Annotated in this window: 17 protein-coding genes; 7 read left to right on the top strand and 10 right to left on the bottom strand. The window is 74.3% G+C overall.

Annotated features, from left to right (window positions below):
* Nucleotides 1-2: 2 nt before the first annotated feature.
* Both IE295_RS06740 and aceA read right to left on the bottom strand, forming a co-directional pair.
* The gene (locus IE295_RS06740; protein ID WP_224323143.1) at nucleotides 3-884 is read right to left on the bottom strand and encodes a 3-hydroxybutyryl-CoA dehydrogenase; all 882 of its coding nucleotides are present in this window, start codon (nucleotides 882-884) and stop codon (nucleotides 3-5) included.
* Nucleotides 881-2,158 carry an isocitrate lyase gene (aceA, locus tag IE295_RS06735; RefSeq protein ID WP_190062584.1) on the bottom strand — a complete coding sequence of 426 codons (1,278 nt, stop codon included), beginning with the start codon at nucleotides 2,156-2,158 and terminating at the stop codon, nucleotides 881-883. Before aceA ends, IE295_RS06740 begins: the two co-directional genes overlap by 4 nt.
* Before the next feature lie 184 nt (nucleotides 2,159-2,342).
* Here aceA and IE295_RS06730 point away from each other — a divergent pair, with 184 nt between their 5' ends.
* The 4 genes from IE295_RS06730 (at nucleotide 2,343) to IE295_RS06715 (ending at nucleotide 7,826) form a co-directional block, all read left to right on the top strand.
* A complete protein-coding gene (locus IE295_RS06730) occupies nucleotides 2,343-3,752 on the top strand; it encodes a short-chain fatty acyl-CoA regulator family protein (protein ID WP_190062583.1) in 1,410 nt (469 codons plus the stop codon).
* A gap of 125 nt (nucleotides 3,753-3,877) precedes the next feature.
* On the top strand, nucleotides 3,878-4,996 hold the full coding sequence (locus IE295_RS06725) for an alpha/beta hydrolase (RefSeq protein WP_190062582.1): 1,119 nt from the start codon (nucleotides 3,878-3,880) through the stop codon (nucleotides 4,994-4,996).
* Nucleotides 4,997-5,113: 117 nt separating this feature from the next.
* Nucleotides 5,114-6,475, top strand: coding sequence for a serine/threonine-protein kinase (locus IE295_RS06720; protein ID WP_190062581.1), 1,362 nt, complete (start codon nucleotides 5,114-5,116; stop codon nucleotides 6,473-6,475).
* Between the two features lie 91 nt (nucleotides 6,476-6,566).
* On the top strand, nucleotides 6,567-7,826 hold the full coding sequence (locus IE295_RS06715; RefSeq protein WP_190062580.1) for a DUF6777 domain-containing protein: 1,260 nt from the start codon (nucleotides 6,567-6,569) through the stop codon (nucleotides 7,824-7,826).
* Between the two features lie 46 nt (nucleotides 7,827-7,872).
* Here IE295_RS06715 and IE295_RS06710 read toward each other — a convergent pair whose 3' ends face one another.
* The 5 genes from IE295_RS06710 to IE295_RS06690 form a co-directional block, all read right to left on the bottom strand.
* Entirely contained in the window at nucleotides 7,873-9,006 is a 1,134-nt protein-coding gene (locus IE295_RS06710) for a ferritin-like domain-containing protein (RefSeq protein ID WP_190062579.1), read from the bottom strand.
* Complete coding sequence (locus tag IE295_RS06705) at nucleotides 9,003-10,904, bottom strand: GMC family oxidoreductase (protein WP_224323142.1); 1,902 nt, start codon at nucleotides 10,902-10,904, stop codon at nucleotides 9,003-9,005. The genes IE295_RS06710 and IE295_RS06705 overlap by 4 nt, the downstream gene beginning before the upstream one ends.
* Nucleotides 10,901-11,437, bottom strand: coding sequence for a hypothetical protein (locus IE295_RS06700; RefSeq protein WP_190062578.1), 537 nt, complete (start codon nucleotides 11,435-11,437; stop codon nucleotides 10,901-10,903). The genes IE295_RS06705 and IE295_RS06700 overlap by 4 nt, the downstream gene beginning before the upstream one ends.
* 110 nt (nucleotides 11,438-11,547) lie before the next feature.
* Nucleotides 11,548-12,489, bottom strand: a complete 942-nt coding sequence (locus IE295_RS06695) for a serine/threonine dehydratase (RefSeq protein ID WP_190062577.1) — start codon at nucleotides 12,487-12,489, stop codon at nucleotides 11,548-11,550.
* A gap of 85 nt (nucleotides 12,490-12,574) precedes the next feature.
* Nucleotides 12,575-13,138, bottom strand: coding sequence for a TetR/AcrR family transcriptional regulator (locus IE295_RS06690; protein ID WP_190062576.1), 564 nt, complete (start codon nucleotides 13,136-13,138; stop codon nucleotides 12,575-12,577).
* Nucleotides 13,139-13,240: 102 nt separating this feature from the next.
* Between IE295_RS06690 and IE295_RS06685 the strand changes: the two genes are divergently transcribed.
* Nucleotides 13,241-13,684, top strand: a complete 444-nt coding sequence (locus IE295_RS06685; protein ID WP_190062575.1) for a nuclear transport factor 2 family protein — start codon at nucleotides 13,241-13,243, stop codon at nucleotides 13,682-13,684.
* On the opposite strand, the gene IE295_RS06680 is transcribed toward IE295_RS06685, so the two are convergent.
* Nucleotides 13,629-14,192, bottom strand: a complete 564-nt coding sequence (locus tag IE295_RS06680) for a cupin domain-containing protein (protein ID WP_190062574.1) — start codon at nucleotides 14,190-14,192, stop codon at nucleotides 13,629-13,631. The two genes, IE295_RS06685 and IE295_RS06680, sit on opposite strands and share 56 nt — an antisense overlap.
* Nucleotides 14,193-14,235: 43 nt before the next feature.
* Nucleotides 14,236-15,453 carry a cytochrome P450 gene (locus IE295_RS06675; RefSeq protein WP_190062573.1) on the bottom strand — a complete coding sequence of 406 codons (1,218 nt, stop codon included), beginning with the start codon at nucleotides 15,451-15,453 and terminating at the stop codon, nucleotides 14,236-14,238.
* Between the two features lie 238 nt (nucleotides 15,454-15,691).
* Between IE295_RS06675 and IE295_RS06670 the strand changes: the two genes are divergently transcribed.
* Nucleotides 15,692-16,678 (top strand): DUF6528 family protein, encoded by a 987-nt coding sequence (locus IE295_RS06670; RefSeq protein ID WP_190062572.1) that lies wholly within the window; start codon nucleotides 15,692-15,694, stop codon nucleotides 16,676-16,678.
* A gap of 3 nt (nucleotides 16,679-16,681) precedes the next feature.
* On the opposite strand, the gene IE295_RS06665 is transcribed toward IE295_RS06670, so the two are convergent.
* Nucleotides 16,682-17,869 carry a hypothetical protein gene (locus tag IE295_RS06665; RefSeq protein ID WP_190062571.1) on the bottom strand — a complete coding sequence of 396 codons (1,188 nt, stop codon included), beginning with the start codon at nucleotides 17,867-17,869 and terminating at the stop codon, nucleotides 16,682-16,684.
* Nucleotides 17,870-18,052: 183 nt separating this feature from the next.
* On the opposite strand from IE295_RS06665, the gene IE295_RS06660 reads away from it, so the two are divergent.
* Nucleotides 18,053-19,240, top strand: coding sequence for a CapA family protein (locus IE295_RS06660; RefSeq protein ID WP_190062570.1), 1,188 nt, complete (start codon nucleotides 18,053-18,055; stop codon nucleotides 19,238-19,240).
* Nucleotides 19,241-19,290: the final 50 nt, after the last annotated feature.

The following is a 19,290-nucleotide window of genomic DNA, read 5'->3' as shown; positions in this document are numbered from 1 at the left end:
TGCTAGCGGTCCCGGGGCGGGTAGGCGTGGAATCCCTGACCGCTCTTGCGGCCCAGCAGCCCGGCGTCGGTCATGCGCCGCAGCAGCGGGGGCGGGGCGTAGAGCGGTTCGCGGAACTCCTCGTACAGCGACTCGGCGATCGCCATGACGGTGTCGAGCCCGATGAGGTCGGCCAGGGCGAGCGGTCCCATGGGGTGGGCGCAGCCCAGCCGCATGCCGGTGTCGATGTCCTCGGGCGCGGCGAAGCCGGACTCGGCCATGCGGATCGCGGAGAGGAGGTAGGGGATCAGCAGGGCGTTGACGACGAACCCGGCGCGGTCCTTGGCGCGGACGACGCCGCGGCCCAGGGTCGTGGTGGCGAACTCCTCGGCGGTTGCCAGGGCGTTCGCCCCGGTGTGGAGCGAGGGGACGACCTCGACGAGCGGCATGACGGGGACGGGGTTGAAGAAGTGCAGGCCGACGACGCGGTCCGCGCGGGAGGTGGCCATGCCGAGCCGCATCACGGGGATCGAGGAGGTGTTGGTGGCCAGGACGGCCTCCGGGTCCTCGACGATCTTGTCGAGTGCGGTGAAGACCTCGGCCTTGACGGAGGCGTCCTCCACCACGGCCTCGATGACGAGCTGCCGGTCGGCCAGGTCCTCGAGACCGCTGGTGAAGACGAGCCGGGCCAGGGCGTCGTCGCGTTCGGCGGGGGTCGCCCTGCCCCGGCCGACGGCGCGGTCGAGGGAGCGGACGACGCGTTCGCGGGCGGCGTGCGCGGCGGTGGCGTCGGCTTCGCAGACGACGGTGTCGAGCCCGGCGCGGGCGCAGACCTCGGCGATGCCGGAGCCCATCTGCCCGCCGCCGACGACTCCGACGCGCCGGACGGGCCGGGTGCTGCTCACTGGAACTGCTCCTCTTCGGTGGAGCCGCGCAGGGCGAGGGTCTCGGCGGCGGGGTTGAGGGCGGTGCTGACCAGGTCGAAGTAGCCGGTGCCCACCTCGCGCTGGTGGCGCACGGCGGTGAAGCCGTCCGCCTGGGCGGCGAACTCCCGTTCCTGCAGGTCGACGTAGGCGGTCATGCCGTGCTCGGCGTAGCCGCGGGCGAGGTCGAACATGGAGTGGTTGAGGGAGTGGAAGCCGGCCAGGGTGATGAACTGGAAGCGGTAGCCCATGGCGCCCAGCTCGCGCTGGAACTTGGCGATCCGGTCGTCGTCGAGCGCGGCCCGCCAGTTGAACGAGGGCGAGCAGTTGTAGGCGAGCATCCGGTCGGGGTAGCGCGCGTGGATGGCTTCGGCGAACTCCCGCGCCTGGGCGAGGTCGGGGGTGCCGGTCTCCATCCACAGCAGGTCGGCGTAGGGGGCGTAGGCCAGGCCGCGGGCGATGGCGGGGGCCATGCCGGGCTCGACGCGGTAGAAGCCCTCGGCGGTGCGTTCGCCGGTGCAGAAGCGGGCGTCGCGCTCGTCGACGTCGCTGGTCAGGAGGTTGGCGGCGAGCGCGTCGGTGCGGGCGACGATCACGGTCGGCACGTCGGCGATGTCGGCCGCGAGGCGGGCCGCGTTGAGGGTGCGGATGTGCTGGGCGGTGGGGACGAGGACCTTGCCGCCGAGGTGGCCGCACTTCTTCTCGGAGGCGAGCTGGTCCTCGTAGTGGATGCCGGCCGCACCGGCGGCGATCATCGCCTTGGTGAGCTCGAAGGCGTTGAGGGGGCCGCCGAAGCCGGCCTCGGCGTCGGCGACGACGGGGGCCAGCCAGTCGAGGGAGTCGTCGCCCTCGGCGGTGGCGATCTGGTCGGCGCGCAGCAGGGCGTTGTTGACGCGCCGCACCACGGTGGGCACGGAGTTGACGGGGTACAGGCTCTGGTCGGGGTAGGTGTGCCCGGCCTGGTTGGCGTCGGCGGCGACCTGCCAGCCGGAGAGGTAGATCGCCTGCAGTCCCGCCCTGACCATCTGGACGGCCTGGCCGCCGGTGAGGGCGCCGAGGGCGTGGACGTAGTCCCGCTCGTGCAGCTGCCGCCACAGCCGCTCGGCGCCGCGCCGGGCGAGGGTGTGCTCCTCGCGGACGCTGCCGCTCAGCCGGACGACGTCCGCCGCGTCGTAGGTGCGCTCGACGCCGCGCCAGCGGTCCTCGGTCGCCCACCGCCGTGCCAGTGCCGCGGCAGCGTTCTCTTCCTGCGCCATGGGTGCTCCTGGGGTGCGAGTCGGGATGTCTGCGAAGGCTGCGAACCCGGCGCCACGGGGGCCGGGTCCGGCTGCGGAACGACTCTCCCACCGGCGCGTTCACGGCGTCGACCATGGCCAACTGCCAAGTTGTGCGGAGTATTTGGCGCGCCTTTGCGAAGGTTGCCAATGCTAGTCTCGCCGGATGAGCAAGACGTACGCGGGAGCCCGGCTGCGCCGGCTGCGCGAGGAGCGCCGGCTCAGCCAGGCCGAGCTGGCCCGGCGGCTGGCCATCTCGCCCAGCTACCTCAACCAGATGGAGCACGACGCGCGCCCGCTGACCGTGCCCGTGCTCCTGCGGCTGACCGAGACCTTCGGGGTGGACGCGGGCTTCTTCTCCGGACGGGACACCGCCCGGCTGCTGGCCGACCTGCGCGAGGCCCTCGCCGACGGCCCGGGCGGCGCGCGGGTGCCGGCCGCCGAGCTGGCCGAGCTCGCCGAACGGCTGCCGTCGGTCGGCCGCGTCCTGCTGGAGTACGACCGCCGCAACCGCGCGCTGACCGAGCGCCTCGCCGAGCTCGCCGGGGACCGCGGGCCGGACACCGGCCCGGCCGCGGGCCGCACCCCGCACGAGGAGGTGCGGGAGTTCTTCTACCGCCGGCAGAACTACCTCCACGACCTGGACGCGGCCGCCGAGCGCCTGGCGGACGGCATCGGGCTGCGGCGCGGGGAGGTCCGCCAGGCGCTCGCCGCCCGGCTCGCCGAACGCCACGGCGTGCGGCTGGTCCCCGACGCCGAGCAGCTGCACCGCTACGACCCCGCCACCCGCGTCCTGCACCTCTCGCCCCGGCTGCGCCCCGGCCAGCAGGCCTTCCGGATGGCCACCCAGCTGGCACTGCTGGAGTACGGGAGCGAGCTGTCGCGCCACGCGGCCGAGGACTTCGCCGAGGACTCCCCCGCCCGGTCGCCGGCGCGCATCGGCATCGCCAACTACTTCGCCGCCGCCCTCGTCCTGCCGTACGGCGTCTTCCACGCGGCCGCCGAGGAGATGCGCTACGACATCGAACGGCTCGGCGACCACTTCGGCGTCGGCTACGAGACCGTGTGCCACCGCCTGTCCACGCTGCAGCGGCCGGGGGCGCGCGGCGTGCCGTTCTCCTTCGTCCGCGTCGACCGGGCGGGCAACCTCTCCAAGCGGCAGTCGGCGAGCGGCTTCCACTTCTCCCGGGGCGGCGGGACGTGCCCGCTGTGGAACGTCTACGAGGCCTTCGCCTCGCCCGGCCGCGTCCAGGTGCAGATGGCGGCGATGCCGGACGGGCAGCGCTATCTGTGGACGGCCCGCACCGTCACCCGCTACCGGGGCGGCTGGGGCGAGCCCGGCAAGACCTTCGCCATCGGCCTGGGCTGCGAGATCCGGCACGCGAGCCGGCTCGTCTACTCCGCCGGCCTCGACCTGGACGACGCGGCCGCGGCCACCCCCATCGGCATGGGCTGCAAGGTCTGCGAGCGGCTGGACTGCCCGCAGCGGGCGGTGCCGCCGCTGGGCCGGCGCCTGGCGGTCGACGAGAACCGGACGACGTTCGTTCCCTACCCGGTGGAGCCCGCCGGGCCCTGAGGCCACACGGCGGGCACCCCCCAGACATCCCCATAAGATGATATTTGCCCTCTCAATGGGAAACCTCGAGTGGTCGTGATCCCTCTCTACAGGAGAAATCTCTTGCCGAAGAGGAGCGACAACGCATGGGTCTCACGTCTCCCGAACTCCTGCTGGTCCTCGGGGTCGTCGCGCTGGCGGTGACCGCGCTGGTGCTGTGGCTGTGGCCACGGGTTGCGAAGAAGGGCCCCCTGGCCTTCGCCTCCCGCCTCGGCATGCTGCTGGTGACGCAGGTCGGCATCCTGGCCGTGCTGCTGGTGGCGGCGAACAACGAGTACGGCTTCTACTCCACCTGGAAGGAACTCCTCGGCCAGAACTCCCGCAAGCAGACCCTGCAGACCGGCTCGGGGAACGGCAAGCGGCCTCCGGCCCTGACGGTCAAGGGGCAGGAGCCCGTCGGCCTGGGCCCGAAGGAGAAGTCCGGACAGGTGGACCGGATCGAGATACGCGGCCCGGTGACCGGGCTGAGCATGGACGGCTTCGCCTACCTCCCGCCCCAGTACTTCCAGAAGGGGCACGAGAAGGACACGTTCCCCGTGATCGTGTCGATCACCGGTCAGCCCGGCCAGTCCATCAACCTCATCACCAAGGCCAAGGTCCCGCAGGCGGCCTCCAAGGCCATGATGGCCAAGGAGATGCGACCGGCGATCGTGCTCATGCTGCGGCCCTCGGTGGTGGCGGACCGCGACACCAACTGCACGGACGTGCCCGGCGGTCCGCAGGCGCTCGCCTTCTTCAACCAGGACGTCCCCATCGCCGCCAACGACGCCTACCGCGTGGACAACACGCGCGGCTCCTGGGGCGCGGTGGGCAACTCCACCGGCGGCTACTGCGCGCTCAACATGGCCATGACCAACCCGGCCCGCTACGGCGCGGCGGCGGGCCTGTCCGCCGACCTCTTCGCCCGCCAGGACCGGGACACCGGGGACCTCTACGCCGGCAGCAAGCAGCTCAGGAACGAGTCCGACCTCACCTGGCGCCTGGAGCACATGCCTCCGCCGCCGGTGTCCCTGCTCCTGGCCGCCAGCGAGAAGGGCGAGGAGAAGTACTACGCGCAGATGAAGAAGTTCGCGGGGAAGGCCAAGGCCCCCACCAGGATCGAGAAGCTGGTCCGCGAGGAGGGCGGACACAACTTCGTCACCTGGCGCGACGAGTACCCCGTGGTGCTGCGCTGGCTCGACAAGGAGCTCGCCGCCCGCCGCTGAGCCCTCTCCCCCGGGTTCCACGGACGGGAACGGTATGGCCCACGGCCACGTCTCAGCCAGTGTGGCCCGAACGCGCACGGCTCGGTATGCCGTACGTACGGGGAGGGGGCGTACGGCATGGACACGGAACGGCGTCATCCACTGCTGGCCGGACGATACCGGCTCATCGAGCAACTGGGCCGCGGCGGCATGGGCGTGGTCTGGCTCGCCATCGACGAGGTCCTCGACCGCGAGGTCGCGGCCAAGGAGGTGCGGGCCCCGGAGAACATGACCGAGGACGACGTCCGGGTGCTGTACGCGCGCCTGAAGCAGGAGGCCCGGGCGGCGGCCAGGATCAGTCACCCCAACGTCATCACCGTGCACGACGTGGTGGAGCAGCGGGACCGGCCCTGGATCGTGATGGAGTACGTGCGCGGGCAGGCCCTCGCCGACGTGCTCGCGGCCGAGGGGGCCCTCCAGCCCAAGGAGGCGGCGCGGATCGGGGCCCTGGTGCTGCAGGCGCTGCGCGCCGCCCACGCGGTCGGGGTGCTGCACCGCGACGTCAAGCCCGCGAACGTCCTGCTGGAGGCGGGCGGCCGGGTGGTTCTGACCGACTTCGGCATCGCGCTGATCGAGGGCGCGAGCACGCTGACCCGCACCGGCGACCTGGTGGGTTCCGCCGAGTACCTGGCCCCGGAGCGGGCGACGGGCAAGCGCCCCGGCATTCCCTCGGACCTGTGGTCGCTGGGCGCCATGCTGTACGTCGCGGTCGAGGGCGTGTCGCCCTTCCGGCGCGGCGACGCGCTCAGCACGCTGCGGGCCGTGGTCGACGAGCCGCCTCCTTCGCCGCGGCGGGCGGGGCCGCTGACCCCGGTGCTGGAAGGGCTGTTGCGCAAGGACCCGCAGGAACGGATGGGCTCGGCCGAGGCCGAGCAGCTGCTGGACGCCGTCGCGAGCGGGCGCCTCACCGAGACCCCGGGGTACGTGCCGACGGCCCTCGGCACGGTCCCCTCCGCCCTGCCCCGGCCGGAGCCCCGCCCGGCGCCGCGCCCGGTACCGGCACCGCGGCCGCTGCCCCCGCCGGTCCCGGCTCCGGCCCCCGTCGGGTCGTCCCTCGGCTCGTCCCTCGGGTCGTCCAGCAGCTCGTCCCTCGGGTCGTCCGCCGGCTCGTCCGCCCACTCGTCCCTCGGGGCGGATTCCGGGGCGCAGCCCCGGGTGGCTCCCCCGGGCGAGGGCGGCAGGGCGTGGCTGATCGTGGGCGCCGTGCTGGCCCTGGTGCTGGTCCTGGGAGGGACCGTCGCGCTGATCGCCCTGCGCGGCCAGGAGGGCACGGGCGGCACGGGGAAGGACACGCCGGGCGGCGCCTCCACGCCGTCGGCCACCATCGGGCAGCCGAAGGACCCCACCGCCGGGGCGACCTCCGGCACGGTCCCCGACCCCACCCCGTACACCCCTGCCCCGACCGCCACGTGCGGCGGCGGCTGGGTCACCTCGTGCTAGCCGCCATCGCACGAAGTGTCAGGAACGCCAGGAACATCAGGAACGCCAGGATCCATCGGGAACGCAAGATCGGCTATGGGGGGAGTGCGCTGTGCAACGGATACGTGTCGTCGCGCTGCTGGTCGCGTCCGGACTGCTCGCCGGCGTGGGAGTGGTGGGCTGCGGGAAGGGGGACGAGGCGAAGGCGGTGAAGGACATCGCCCTGGAACCGACCGGTGTGATCGCCGCGAACGCGTTCCTCAAGTCGCCCGGCGTCGACGTCCAGGGCGTCCGGTCCGTCCCCCAGGCGGGGGACACCACGCGGGGCGACGCCCGGGGCGCCTTCGGCGGCACCCGCAAGGCCTCGCAGTGCGACAAGGCGCAGCTGCTGACGGAGCTCGCGCGCGACGAGGTCAAGGCGCGGGCGTGGGCGGAGGCCCGGGGCATCGTCTACGAACGGCTCAGGGAGCACGTGGACAGCCTGACGTCGGTGGTGCTGCTGCGCGACACCCTCGTGCGCAACCACAACTACCAGGGCGACGGCAAGACGGTGGAGTACCTCTCGGTCCTGCAGGCGGGCATCGCCGTGCTGGTCGACGAGTACGGTCAGCCGGCGGTCAAGTGCAACTGCGGCAACCCGCTGAAAGAGCCGGGGAACATCGACCGCAAGGACTCGACGTACAAGGGCCCGCGCTGGGAGGGCTTCGTGAACGTACGGGTCACGGTGGTCGTCCCCCGGGACAAGGACGACGGGCCGATGCGGAAGATCACGCTCGTCGACCCCAAGCAGCCGGACAAGGGCTTCGAGCGCCCGGCGGGCACGGACGGCACGAAGGACTCCGGCCCCGTTTCCGTGCCGACGGTGCCGACGACGCCGACGGCGACGCCGTCCACGGCGCCGAGCGGGACCGCGTCCACGACGCCGGACCCCTCGGGGTCGTCCTCCGGCAGCGCCTCGGAGCCACCGGTTTCCACGCCCTCCGGCACCCCGTCGTCCGGCGGGCCCGGCACGTCCCGGCCGCCCCTCGGCACGCCGTCGACACCGCGCCGTACGGCCACGCCCCCGCTGCCGCCGCCCCACACCCCCACGGGCGGCGGCGCCTCCACCGCCCCGCGCACGCCCGGCGTGCGGCCGCCGGTGACGCAGCCGGTGGACAAGACGCCCGCCCAGCCCGTGCGCACGACCGCGGCGGCTCCGGTGGAAAGGACGGCGGCGCCGCCCGTACGCACGACCGCGGCCGCTCCGGTGGAGCGCAGCGCCCCGCCGCCGGCCACGGCACCGCGGGAGCGGACGGTGGCACCGCCCGCCGAACCGCCGCCGGCGAAGACCGCGGCGCCGCCGGCCGGGGCGTCCGGAGCCGGCCACTCCTGACCGTCCCTGACCGCCCCTGACCGTCCTCCGCCGCCGGGCGGGCCTCTCAGCCCGCCCGGCGCCGGGGGACGAACCGGCGGGCCCGCTCGAAGTGCCGCTCCGTCACCTCATAGGTGGCACTGGCGTGCAGCCCCCGGGCCCGCTTGGCGGGGTCGGGGTGCGGGTTCCGGTACAGCCGCTCGGCGAGGTGCCGCAGCCGCAGCATCACCGGCGCCGCGTCCCCGATGGCGCGCGGCGCGCCCGTGAAGGCGGACTCGAGGACGCACAGCAGCTGGGCGTACACCTCGTTGAACTCCTCGGCGGCCCGCCGCACCGCGCTGCCGGGCGGGTAGTGGGCGACCCTCGCCCCGGGGTCGATGGGGTAGGCGTCGTGCCAGGTCACGTCGACGGCGGGGCCGGTGGGGCCGCCGGCCGGGGTGTCGTCGGGGGCGTAGGAGCGCTGTTGCAGGATCTCGTTGAAGCGGAAGTAGTGCGCCGGCTCCCGGGCCTCGCCGAAGATCCGGTCGTCGGAGTCGAAGACGGACATGTTCACGCCCTCGCCCTGCTCGGTGATCACCCGCAGGGCCTTGAGGGCGGAGGCCAGGTCGGTGACGGCGAAGACCTCGCCGCCGGAGTTGTAGAAGTGCTCGGGGCCCACCTGCAGGGCGCGGTCGCCGTTGAAGAGCCGTCGCTCGCCCAGTTCGGCCGACAGCCGCAGCACGCCCTCGCGGATGGTGCCGTAGAACTGCCCGATGGACGTCCAGCCCTCGTCCCCCCGCGTCGAGGGGTGGCCCGGCGGACCGCTCATGAACTCGGGCTGTTCGATGCGCAGGAACGTCTCCAGGGCCGTGACGCCGAAGTGGCGCAGGGCCACCGTGATGCGGTCCCTGCTGTAGGGCAGCAGGGCCGGGTAGCCGGTGACGAAGCGCGGGTCGGCCACCAGCACCTCGCCGCCGACCGCGTTGAGGAGGTTGGCGACGAGCGCCATGTGCAGCATCTCCTCGAGCACGACGGCCCGGACGGCGTAGAAGGCGGGCCGGTTGGTGCCGGGGCGCAGCGTGTACATCGCCGTCAGGTAGGGCGGGATGGTCAGGTGTTCCAGCGCGAGCGCGGCCTGGAGGAACAGGTGCAGGTCGGCGCGGTCGGCGGGGACGCGGAACGGCGGTTCGGCGAGGACCGAGGGCCTGGTCGTGGCGGTCACGGCCGTCCTCCTTGCTGCCGGCCGACGGTCGCCGGCCCCTTCAGCTCCCGCAGGTCGCGGTGGATGCGTTCGCCGCTGCGCAGGGCGAGGGCGGCCATGGTGAGCGACGGGTTGGAGGTGCCCATCGAGGGCATGCTGCCGCAGCCGACGGCGTAGAGGTTGGGGTGGTCCCAGCAGCGCTGCCACTGGTCGACCACGGACGTGCGGGCCGTGGTGCCCATGATGTGGGTGCCGCCGCCGTGGCCGGCGCCGTTGAAGACGTAGTCGCGGCCGTCGTGGCGGAACCAGCCGGGTGCGAGGGGGCCGGGGGCGTAGCCGGTGCGGTCCTCGGCGCCGAGCAGCCGGAAGATCTGGTCGGAGACGGTCCTGGCGGCGGCCATGCCGCGCTTGACGTGCTCGGACAGGTCGTAGGTGAGCACGGGCCGGGGGTTGCCGAGCGGGTCGCGGTGGGAGGGGTCGATCGTGACGCGGTTGCGGCTCTCGGCTTCCTGCTCGAAGGCGAACTGCAGGCTGAACTGGCGGCCGAGGTCCCGTCCCAGGCTCTCGCGCAGCTTCTTCCCGAACACTCCCCTGCCGCGCGGCCGGCCGGTGTCGGCGTCGATGCCCAGCAGCCGGGCGACGTCGGTGCCCGGTGAGCCGGCGGGCCAGCTCCAGCCCCAGTTGCCGATCTCGATGCGGAAGGGGGCGCGGGTGCCCCGGGCGGGGCCGGTGCGGAAGCTCTCCAGGCCGGAGGTGGACCCGGGCCCGCGGAAGGGGCCGACCTGCTGGTCCATCAGTCCCCAGGTGAGGAGCATGGGGTGGTCCATGAGGTTGCGGCCGACCTGTCCGCTGCTCCCGGCGAGCCGGGAGACCAGCAGCAGCCTGGCGTTCTCGATGGCGTGGGCGGCGAGGACGACGATGTCCGCCTCGGCGGTACGGGTGGTGTGCGCGGGCGTGGCGGGGTCGTCGTACCGCTGGTACTCGACGCCGCGGACGCGGCCGTTCGCGGCGGTGAGCACCCGGCTGACGACGGCCCGGTCGACCAGGGTGACGCGGGGGCTCCAGGTGGCCTGCGTCTTGAGGGGGTTGTACTTCGCCTGCACGGGACAGATCGGCACGCAGGAGGCGTTGCCGACGCAGCGCTCGCCGTAGTTGGGCAGGCCCGCCGCCCCGGCGGGACGGTGGCCCCGGCCGCCGTCGTACCGCGGGTCGGGGGTGCCGTTGCGGGCGTGGGGGGTGGCGACGACGCGCAGGACGGTGTCCGGGCCGTCGGGCCGCTCGCGGACCGCGGCCCCGTCGAGCCGGTGGGCGAGCACGGCGTCGAGGTAGCTGCGGGGGATCGCGCGCATCGGGTAGACGTAGCCGGGCGGGAACGGCAGGCCGGCCCCCTCGCGCTGTTCGTCGGCGTCGCCCGCCACTCCCAGGGCCCGCTCGGCGGCGCGGTAGTGGGGCTCGAGGTCGTCGTAGCCGATGGGCCAGTCGCGGCCGTAGCCGTACCGCCGGCGGACCGCGAAGTCCTCCGGGTGCATGCGCGGCACGATGCCCATCCAGTGCATGGCGGTGCCGCCGGTGGCGCGCAGGTAGTCGCTGGAGTAGGGCAGGGGGCCGTTCTGCAGGAAGTAGCCGTGGGCGCGGTAGCCGCCGGCGGGCAGGCCCTCGAGGTCGAGGACGCTCGGGGAGGGGGCGGCGGCGTTGGGGCGGTAGGGCGCGTTGGGGACCTTGGCCGTGGCCGCGTAGTAGGTGTCCAGGGCGTCGAGGTAGCCGGGCCAGGTGTCCAGGGTGCGGGTGCCGGCCTCCAGGACGAGGACGCGCCAGCCCTGGTCGCCCAGCTGCTTGGCGAGCAGGGAGCCGGCCATTCCGGCGCCGACGACGATGACGTCGTGGCGGCGGGCGTCCCGCCCGGCGGGGCCGGCGCTCACGCGGCTCCCTCCGTCCGCCGGGCGACGGGCCGGACGGGGGCGCCGGGCGGCGCGGCGGCCCAGGTGCCGTGGCCGGGCGGCTTGGCGCCCGGCGGGTGGCCGTGGAAGGTCCGCCAGACCAGGCCCTCGGTGTACGCCTCGGGCGAGACCACGAACGCGGTGTTGGCCCGCTCCCGGCGCAGCGCGGCGTGCGTGGAGCGGGCGAGCTGCGGCCAGACGCCCAGGTACCACAGGTGGGTGATGGCCCGGGCGATGTCGCGCGAGGTCTCGTCGGTGATCCGGTCCGGGTCGCCGCCGGCCGCGTCCAGGTCGGCGAGGAAGCGGCCCACGGCGGGGCGGCCCACCTGGTCGAGGGTGGTGTCGTGGTAGAGCCGGACCAGGCCGGTGGCGCGCAGGTCGAACTCGTCGAAGCCGGTGAGGCGTACGGAGACGGCGACGAACCCGGCGTGGTCCTCGGGCGCCTTCCCGGGGTCGCTCCCGTCGTCCGTCCCGTGTCCGGGATCGGGTGTGGGCGCTGCGTGGCGGCCGTTCATGTCCGGTACCCCCCGTGTGTGCGACTGCCCCCATTTCTAGCGGAGAGTCCACTTTGAGTGAAGGGCCGTGAAAGCCCTTCACCTTCAGGGGTGCGGCCCTGGGGCACGCCCTAGCGCCGCACGAGGTCGCTCGGGTCGGTGTTGGCCCCGCAGATCACCACCGCCACCCGCTCGCCGTCGGCCGGGGCGTAGGCGCCGGGCTCCTTGGTGCCGAGCGCCGCGAGGGCGGTGGCGGCGGCGTGCTCGATGGCGAGCCGGCGGTCGTCCCACAGGGCCTGGCGGGCGCGGACGATCTCGCCGTCGGGTACGAGCACGCAGCGCACGCCGTCGCCCTGGGCCGCGGCCAGCGCGGCGCGGGAGACCCGGCGGGCGCCGAGGGCGTCGGCGGCGACGGAGTCCACCTCGACGTCGACGACGCGGCCGGCCTCGAGGGCGGCGTCCAGGGCGCGGCAGTTGAGGGGTTCGGCCGCGACGGTGCGTATGCCGTGGTGCCGGGCGGCGGTGGCGACGCCCGCGAGGAGCCCGCCGCCGCCGACCGCGACGACGACCGTGTCCAGGCCGGGGACGGCCGCGCGGAGCTCGTCGAGGAGGGTGCCCGCGCCGGCCGCGATCAGCGGGTGGTCGTAGGCGTGGCTGGCCAGGGCGCCGGTCGTGGCGGCGAACTCCTCGCAGGCGGCGAGTGCCTGGGCGTACTCGGTGCCCACCAGGCGGACGTCGGCGCCGTAGCCGCGCAGCCCCGCGACCTTGACGTGCGGGGCGTTCTCCGGCATGAAGACGGTGGCCCTCACGCCCTGCTGGCGGGCGGCCCAGGCGCAGGCCAGTCCGGCGTTGCCGCCGGAGGCGATGGTCACGCCGGCCTCGGGCAGGGTGCCGGCCTCGCGGTGGGCGGCGAGGAAGTTGTGGGCGCCTCTGGCCTTGAAGGAGCCGGTGTGCTGCATGTGTTCCAGCCCGAGCCACACATTCGGGCCGGCCTGGGTGACGGTGACCGGCCGGACGTGGCCGGCGACGCGGCCGGCGGCCCGCTCGACGTCGTCGTAGGTGAGGCGGTGCACGGAGGGCTCCTTACGGCGCAAGATCCTTTTCGGGAAGGGGCCTTCCCTCCGGGGGCACCGTCCATGCGGCGGGCCAGGACACGCCCTAGGCGGCGTCGAGCAGCACGCCCGCTGCCTCGCGGGCCTGCCGGGCCGGGGCGGCCGTGCCCGACAGGGCCGCCGTGGTGATCGCGCCCTCGGCGAGCAGCAGCAGCTGGTCCGCCAGGTGCGCGGGCGCCCCGGCCCCGGCGGCCAGCCCGGCCAGGTAGCGGCGGAAGGCGTCCTTGTGCGCCCGGGCCGCCGCGGCCACGCCCGGCGAGGAGGAGCCCAGCTCCCCGAAGGAGTTGACGAACGCGCAGCCGCGGAAGCCCGGTTCGGCGAACCAGGTCCCGAGCCAGTCGAAGACCGCGAGCAGCCGCTCCCGGCCGGCGGGCCTGGCGTCGGCGTACGCGGCCAGCTCCGCGCGCCAGCGCTCGTCGCGGCGCCGCAGATACGCCTCGACCAGCGCCTCCTTGGACGGGAAGAGCCGGTAGAGGCGCTTGAGGGAGACGCCCGAGGCCGTGCGCAGGGCGTCCATGCCCACGGCCTGCAGGCCGTGGGCGTAGAAGAGTTCCTCGGCCGCGTCGAGGACGCGGCCCTCGGCGTCCTCCCCCGCCGGTGCCCCGCTCATGCGCAACCCGCCCTCTCCTTGCGTGAGAACCATCGTTCTCCTACGCTACCGCACACCGGGGAGAACGATCGTTCTCCATGTCGTACGGACCAGGGGAGAGTCATGCCCGACAGCAAGCCGCCGTTCCCGCCGTTCACCACCGAGACCGCCCTGCTCAAGGTCAGGGCCGCCGAGGACGCCTGGAACAGCCGTGACCCCGAGCGGGTCGCCCTCGGCTACACCGAGGACTGCCAGTGGCGCAACCGCGACGTGTTCCTGACCGGCCGCGAGCAGATCGTGGCCTTCCTGCGCGAGAAGTGGGCGCGCGAGCTCGACTACCGCCTGCGCAAGGAGCTGTGGGCACACACCGACGACCGCATCGCCGTGCGCTTCGAGTACGAGTGGCACGACGCGGCGGGGCAGTGGTACCGCAGCTACGGCAACGAGAACTGGGAGTTCGCCCCCGACGGCCTGATGCGCCGGCGCTACGCCAGCATCAACGACCTGGCCATCACGCCCCGGGAGCGGCGTCTGACGCCGGGACCGGACGCATCCGCAGCGGAGTGAGCTGCTCGATGTCGTAGCGCTTGCGCAGCTCGGCGACCGCCTCGTGGTCCACCTGCGGGCCGGAGTTGAGGATCTCGAAGAGCTCCTCGAAGTAGCGCTCGTGGTCCGGCGGCGGCGACGCCTGGAAGAACATCCGCACCGGCTCGGACGTCGGGTTGGCGAAGGCGTGCGGGCAGCCCGGCGGCACGACGATGATCGTGCCGGGCCGTGCCCGCACGCTGCGCTGCCCCGTCGCGGACTCCCACTCCCGCCAGTTGTCGCGGGTGCGGACGCGGGGCTCGAAGGCCAGGACGTCGAGCTCGCCCTCGAGCACGTAGAACAGCTCCTCGCTGCGGGTGTGCAGATGGGCCCCGACGTCGAACCCCGGCGGGACGAGGACCTCGAAGCTCGAGGCCGCCCGGGAGTGCTCGCCGGTGACCTTGAACGTCACCTGCTGGGCGGCGGTGACCAGGGTCCGCCCCTCTCCGGGGGGCACGACCAGTCCGTCGGGGGCGGTGATGAGCGTCATGGTGCGGGCCTTTCGGTGCGGCCGGGGCGTGGCCGGACGTCGGTCACCAGGTGACGGGCAGGTTCTCCGGGCCCCGGATGAGCGCGCTGCGCTGCCAGCGGATGTCCTCGAGCGGCTCCGCCAGGCGCAGCTTCGGGAAGCGCGCGATCAGCGAGGAGAGGATGATCTCGGACTCCAGCCGGGCCAGCATCGAGCCCAGGCAGAAGTGCGGTCCGTGGCCGAAGGACAGGTGCGGGACGTGCTCGCGGTTGAAGTCGAGCTCGTCGGGGTGCTCGAAGACGGCGGGATCGCGGTTGGCCGTGAGGTAGGAGGAGTGCACCACCTCTCCCGCCCGGATCCGCACGCCCGCCACCTCGACGTCCTCGGTGGCGACGCGGGCCAGGCCGACGGCGTTGCGGTGCGGGATGTAGCGCAGGAGCTCCTCGATCGCCTGGGGCAGCAGGGCGGGTTCGGCGCGCAGCCGGGCCAGGTGTTCGGGGTGGGTGAGCAGGGCGTAGACCATGTTGGCGCTGTTGTTGCGCACGGCGTGGGCGGCGCTCGCCTGGATGAGCAGCGCGATCGCGACGGCCTCCTCGGTGCTGAGGTCGTCCTGCCGGGTGGCCTCGGCCAGGTCGCCGGCCAGGTCGTCGCGGGGCTCCTCCAGGCGCGAGCGCAGCAGCTCGGTGAAGTAGGAGGCCATGGCCCCCTTGGCCTCTTCGCTGGCCTCGCGGCCGTAGCCGGCGGACAGCTGGATGTTCGTCCACTTGGCCATCCGCGGCCGGTCCTCCTGGGGGACGCCCATCAGGTCGCTGATCACGGCCAGCGGCAGCGGGCCGTGCAGGTGCTTCATCAGGTCCGCGGGCGGGCCCTCGTCCTCCATCTCGTCCAGCAGCGCGTCCGCGGCGCGCTGGGCGCCGGGGCGCAGCCGCTCGAGGCTGCGGGCGGTGAAGGCCTTCGCGACGGCCTTGCGCAGCCGGGTGTGCTCGGGCGGGTCGGCGAAGCCCACCGCCTCGTCGAGCGGGATGAAGTGCGGGGCGAGCCGGGTGATGGGGCGGCCGACGACGGCCTGCCGGCTGAAGCGGGGGTCGGAGGTGACGAACTTGACGTCCTCGTAGCGGGTCACGAACCAGGCGTGCCCCTCGCCGTTGGGCAGCTTGACCCGCGAGACGGGTTCGTCCCGCAGCTGCCGGGCCATGAAGGGGTCGAAGTCCAGCCCCCGCAGGTCCTCGACGTTCCAGAAGCGTACGGGGAACTCGTCTGACACGGATTCGGTCGTCGTCATCGGCTGTCCACCCACCACGGTCGGGAGCAGGGCTGTCGCTCCACTCACCCTCCCCGCAAACACGCCCGCGCATCGGGACGAACCCGGAAAATCATCCATCCGGCGCACTCCTGGGATGGTCGGACCGGCGTTGGGCCGTGTGGCTGAGTGCCGGGCGTGGCACCGCCGCGCCCGGCGGCGCGCGGCCGATGCTGCTCCGCATGGGCAAGGGGAGCGTGCGGACGCCGGGGGTGGCGCGATGAGACGGCTGTGGCTGGCCGCCCTGCTGGCGGTGTCGCTGGCGGCCGCCGTACCGGGCGCGGCGGCGGGAGCCGGGGGCCGGGGCCGTGCGGGCGCCGCGGCGGGAACCCCGATCGTGGCGGCGGACCAGGCGACGCGGTCGGTGTACGTGCTGGACTCGGACCGGCGGGAGTGGGACGCCCAGGGCGACGACCGGGGCGTGCTGTGGTCGTGGAGCGCCGACGGGCCGCAGGGCCTGGAGGACCTGGATCCCGCCACGACGTGGACGAACCCGAGCGAGGTCAAGCTCCGCCGGCTGGGCGGCAGGCGCTATCTGCTGACCGCGGCCTCCGGCGGGCTGGCTGCCGTCGTGGGCTATCCGGACCGCGAGGTGTACTGGGCGGCGGACACCGGGGAGGGCAACGCGCACAGCATCGAGCTGCTGCCCGACGGGAACGTGGCGGTGGCGGCGAGCACGGGCGGCTTCGTCCGGCTGTACGCGGCGTCGGCCGGCCCGCGGGCCACCCGGCACGTCCAGGTGGCCCTGGCCGGGGCGCACGGAGTGCACTGGGATCCGCGCACGCGGCTGCTGTGGGCGCTGGGCAGCCGTCAGCTCGTCGGGCTGCGGGTGGGCGGCACGCCGCGCGACCCCGACCTGTGGGTCGACCGGCGGGTGGAGCTGCCCACGCGCGGCGGCCACGACCTGGCCCCGGTGCTGAGCACGCCGGGACGGCTGTGGGTGACGACCCGTTCGGCGGTGTACCAGTACTCGACCGTCGAGCAGGCCTTCGTGTCCTACCCGCTGCGGTCGCGGATCAGCGGTCCGGACGTCAAGAGCGTCGGGGACGACCCCGGTGGCCGGGTGCTGGTGACCCGGCCGGAGCCGGGGCACTCCTGCGCGTGGTGCACCACCACGCTGGCGCTCTATCAGCCCGACGGCACGCGGACGCTGTTGCGCGGCGGGATGTACAAGGCCCGCTGGTGGAGCGCGGACCGCGGCGGCTAGGCCCTAGCGGGGGACGGCGGGCGGGGCTTCCTGGAGGCGGGCGCGGACGTCCGCGGCGGCCCCGGCGCCGTCGGGGACCCGCTCCCACAGCGCGAGGAGGGCGGGTGCCAGGCCGTGCGCCCGCTCTCCGCTGTGCTGCCAGCAGTAGTGGGCGCGGCGGAGCGCCGCGAGGGCCTCGGCGTCGGACGCCCCGCCGCGCTCCAGGCGGTTGGCGGCGGCCGACATCCACAGTTCGGCGGCGCGCGGGTGGTCGCCGGCGAGCCGGGCGAGGTCGGCGCGCACCTCCACCCACAGCCCGGCCTCGGGGCTGTGCGGGCCGTGGCGGCGCAGGGTCTGCTGCTCCCAGGCGGCGGCCATGGCGGCCGCCTCGTTGTGCCGGCCGGCGTGGGCGGCGGCCAGGATGCGGGGCAGCGGGTCCGTCGCCTCCTCCGGTACGGGCGGCTCGGGCGCGGGGGGTGCGGGATGCTCGGGGACGGCCCGGGGCGGGGGCGGGGCGGCGGGCCTCGGGGCGGCGCGGTTGGCGAGGACGGGGCCGGTGCTGCCGTACAGAAGCGGGAGGGCGCCCTCGGGCAGTGCGGCCTGGGAGAGGGCGAGGTGGTGCAGCAGGCCGGGGTCGAGGACGGGACCGGCGGTGGGGTGGCCGGCGGACAGCGCGGTGAGGAAGGCCCGGGTGTAGGGGCCGGCCTCCAGTGACGGCTTGTCCGGGGTGGGGGTGATCACGCCGCCGAGGGCGAGGCCCGCGGCCAGCCGGCCGTCGTGGGCGGCGGCGGCCACGTGCGGCCACGCGTGGGCGTCGGCCTCGGCGTCGACGAGGAGCAGGGTGGGGCCGGCGTGTTCGCGCAGGGTGCGGGTGAGCCACTCCCAGGGCAGGCCGGTGTAGCGGACGGTGGCGGCGGTGCTCTCGCGCAGCGCCAGGTGGATCTCGGTGCTGCGGCGGGCCGGGACCATCAGGTGGCCGGTGACCCACATCAGCAGCGGTCCGGGCACCCGGACGGCGTCGCGCAGGTAGGCCAGCACGCTCTGGGGTCCGGCCATGGCGGGCAGCTGCACCACGTCGGCCGAGGCGGCGGCGAGGAAGCCACGGGGGCCGGCACCGGCGATGGCGTGCGCGGTGGGGTTCGGCAGGGCGCCCCGCCGCCGGTCGGGGGTGCCGTCCAGCAGCAGGACACAACCATGCATCGCGTGGTCCAACGCGCTCTTCCTTCCGGCCGGTACGAGTGCCCGTGACGTGACGCAACTCTAGGCGCCGGTCACCGCGTGGTGGACGGCTTTCTCCACCACTTCCGGCCCCCCTCTCCGCGAAATCCGACATGCGCGCACATATAAGTCATATGAGGCGTGCGTTTTTTCGGCGGAGAAGCGGGAGTCCCAACGATGCGGAAACACACGGGCACGGCCACGGTGGTGGCGGCACTGGGCGTACTGGCCCTGGCGGGGTCGGGCTGCTCCCCGCCGGGCGAGCAGCTGCAGCGGCAGCGGAGGGCGGCCCCGGCGCCGGGCAGGGCGGAGCCCGCCGGCTTCACCCTGGTGGCCACGGGGGACGTGCTCCCCCACGACTCGGTCATCCGGCAGGCGCGGGAGGACGGCCGCGCGTCGGGCACGGGCTACGACTTCCGGCCGATGCTCGCCGGGGTCCGGCCGGTCGTCTCCGCCGCCGACGTGGCGATCTGCCACATGGAGACGGTCTACGGCGAGGAGAAGGGGCCCTTCAGCGGCTATCCGGCGTTCGTCTCCCCTCCGCACGTGGCCCGGGCGCTGCGGGATACGGGGTACGACTCGTGCTCGACGGCCTCCAACCACACGCTGGACGCGGGGAGTACGGGCGTGCGGCGCACCCTCGACGCGATGGACGCGGCCGGCCTGCGGCACACCGGGTCGGCGCGCTCCGCCGCCGAAGGAGCGCAGGTGAACCTGCTGCGGACCGGCCCGGCCAAGGTCGCCCAGCTCTCCTACACGTACGCCACCAACGGCATCCCCGTCCCCGAGGGCCGGCCGTGGACGGTCAACCTCATCGACGCGGACCGCATCCTCGCCGACGCGAGGGCCGCCCGGAAGGCCGGGGCGGACGTGGTGGCGGTCAGCCTGCACTGGGGCACCGAGTGGCAGCAGGAGCCGGACGAACAGCAGCTGACGCTGGCGCGGCGGCTGACGGCCGCCACCACCGGGGGCCGCCCCGACATCGACCTGATCCTCGGCACGCACAACCACGTGCCGCAGGCGTACGAGAAGGTCAACGGCACGTGGGTGGTCTACGGCATGGGCGACCAGCTCGCGGGCGAGATGTACAACCCCGAGGGGGCGCAGGACAGCCGGGGCAACCAGAGCTCCATCGCCCGCTTCACCTTCGCCCCGCCCGCCCGGGCGGGGCAGCGCTGGCGGGTGACCAGGGCGGAGTTCCTCCCCCAGCTCACGGATCTGCGGGGGCCGTTCAGGGTGCTGGACCTGGGCCGGGCGGTGGTCATGGAGCCGGGCCGGGCGGACCTCGCCGAGGCCAGGGAGCACATCCGCCGGGCCGTGCTCTCCCGGGGCGCCGCCCGGGACGGCCTGGTCATGGCCGACTGAACGCTTTCACGGCCCCGGGCGGCCCGGCGGGGTTCACCGCACCCGGGCGG

It is taken from the genome of Streptomyces griseocarneus (genome assembly GCF_014655595.1).
GTDB classification, from domain to species: domain Bacteria; phylum Actinomycetota; class Actinomycetes; order Streptomycetales; family Streptomycetaceae; genus Streptomyces; species Streptomyces griseocarneus.
Note: the sequence above shows the minus strand (reverse complement) of the source record. Positions and strands in the feature narration are given on the sequence as shown.

Coding starts and splice junctions, on each gene's coding strand:
- aceA (WP_190062584.1), bottom strand. CDS start 2,158: ATGGCGCAGGAAGAGAACGCTGCCGCGGCACTGGCACGGCGGTGGGCG.
- IE295_RS06730 (WP_190062583.1), top strand. CDS start 2,343: ATGAGCAAGACGTACGCGGGAGCCCGGCTGCGCCGGCTGCGCGAGGAG.
- IE295_RS06725 (WP_190062582.1), top strand. CDS start 3,878: ATGGGTCTCACGTCTCCCGAACTCCTGCTGGTCCTCGGGGTCGTCGCG.
- IE295_RS06720 (WP_190062581.1), top strand. CDS start 5,114: ATGGACACGGAACGGCGTCATCCACTGCTGGCCGGACGATACCGGCTC.
- IE295_RS06700 (WP_190062578.1), bottom strand. CDS start 11,437: ATGAACGGCCGCCACGCAGCGCCCACACCCGATCCCGGACACGGGACG.
- IE295_RS06690 (WP_190062576.1), bottom strand. CDS start 13,138: ATGAGCGGGGCACCGGCGGGGGAGGACGCCGAGGGCCGCGTCCTCGAC.
- IE295_RS06685 (WP_190062575.1), top strand. CDS start 13,241: ATGCCCGACAGCAAGCCGCCGTTCCCGCCGTTCACCACCGAGACCGCC.
- IE295_RS06680 (WP_190062574.1), bottom strand. CDS start 14,192: ATGACGCTCATCACCGCCCCCGACGGACTGGTCGTGCCCCCCGGAGAG.
- IE295_RS06675 (WP_190062573.1), bottom strand. CDS start 15,453: ATGACGACGACCGAATCCGTGTCAGACGAGTTCCCCGTACGCTTCTGG.
- IE295_RS06670 (WP_190062572.1), top strand. CDS start 15,692: ATGAGACGGCTGTGGCTGGCCGCCCTGCTGGCGGTGTCGCTGGCGGCC.
- IE295_RS06660 (WP_190062570.1), top strand. CDS start 18,053: ATGCGGAAACACACGGGCACGGCCACGGTGGTGGCGGCACTGGGCGTA.